This window comes from Pseudomonas edaphica (assembly GCF_005863185.1).
In the GTDB taxonomy this organism is placed as follows: Bacteria; Pseudomonadota; Gammaproteobacteria; order Pseudomonadales; family Pseudomonadaceae; genus Aquipseudomonas; species Aquipseudomonas edaphica.
Map to the genome: position 1 here is coordinate 1 of NZ_VBVZ01000935.1, position 1,604 is coordinate 1,604.

The 1,604-nt window shown below is 59.5% G+C and carries 1 protein-coding gene; it reads left to right on the forward strand.

The genetic code is table 11. The features are described 5' to 3' along the window. Positions 1 to 1,492: hypothetical protein (locus tag FEM54_RS32225; RefSeq protein ID WP_138454243.1), on the forward strand; the 1,492-nt coding region annotated here is incomplete at its 5' end. Between the last annotated feature and the right edge of the window lie 112 nt (positions 1,493 to 1,604).

Consider the following 1,604-nt stretch of genomic DNA (forward strand, 5'->3'; position numbering starts at 1 on the left):
GCGCAAAGCCTCGCACTCCGACTACCTGACCGATTTGCAGCCGGTATTCCCGTTCAGCTTCAACAGCCCCGACCAGTTCCCCTTCCCCCACGGCCTGGAATGGCAGTCGGTGACCTTGAGCAACAATAAAGTCATCCTCTTCCAGCCGGAATGGTCGGAAACCGACCCGGGTATCCAGTTGAGCCCCAGCAGCTCCAACCTGACCAACCCCGATGACTTGACCGTGACCTACCCGTTTATCGAAGGCGTCGAGACCGACAACAAGAGCCAGCCGCAGCCAGTCAGCCTCAAAGGCTCGGTTGAAGTGGTCGCGCCGGGCAAGGTGCTGACCTTCGACCTGTCGAAAAAAGACGTAGGCCACAAGCGCACCGAAGGCAATATCACCCTCAACCTGCTGTTGCTTGAAAAAAACTACGCCGAGATTGAACTGACCAACAGCGAACCGCTAGCGCCGGAAGTCGGCGATGAATCGCCCAACCCATTGCTGGTGCAGGCCCGCGACAGCACCGGGCAGTACCTGACCCGCTCGGGTTCAATCAACGAAAATGCCGCGCAAGTGGCGTTCTACGAGAAACAACTGGCCGAGATGCAAAAGCAGAAGGCCTGGTCGGATGCCTTTGAAAAACAACTCACCGACGAACAAAAAGCCTTCGAGCACAAACAGAGCAGCCACTACGCCAAGGTGTATTTCAATGGCCTGATCGACACCCTGCAGGTCGATGTACTGGACTTCTCCAAAGCCACCCTCACCCGCAAAGACCTGGACCTGCCGGTGCAGCGCTTCGACAAGAACAGCCTGCAAAGCAGCGTGCAAGCGCTGCCGATGCCGGTCACCGTGTACGACGACAGCGCCGCCAGTTGGCTTAAAGACGCCGCCATGACCGAGGACCAGCTGAAAAAAAGCGTGACCATCACCCAGTCGACCGAAGACGCCAGCGCGGCGAAGATCGTGTTTGACCACCCGTTCACGTTCAATGACGACCTGGTCGGTGCTGATCGCAACAACAGCGACGCGCCCATCACCTTCTTCACGGCGGACGACAAAGGCGAGCGCGGCGAGCCGATTGAACTGCCCACCGAGGCCTTCGAGCTGAACGCCGGCAGCGGCACACTCACCTATGACCTCAACCTGTTCCCGGAAAACCCGGCCTTTGTGGTGGGCTCGGTGCCGCTGTTTTTGGCCACCATCGAAAAAAACACGATAGACGTGGCCAAGCTGCCTAAAGGCCTGTCGCTCAAAGACAACGCGCTGATCGTCGACCAAAAGGAATTCCCCGCCGACAGCTGGCGCTTCTACGCCAAGGACGCCACGGGCAAGTACCTCAAGGAAATCCTCGGCGTGAGCCACCGCGCCGAGGAATACGGCACGGCGCTGTTTGATGTGCATTACTTCTACGGCCAGCCGACCAGCCTGGAAAGCTACCAGCGCACCGAACTGAACACCGTGCAATACGGTTTTGAGGTCAAGCTGGATAAGCCCGAGAGCAAGTAACCCCGCCGATCGTCCCCACGCTCCGCGTGGGAATGCAGCCCCGGACGCTCCGCGTCCCGCAGCCAGCGCAGGTTCAAGCCGTGGGCAGGTGACGCGGAGCGTCACGGGATGC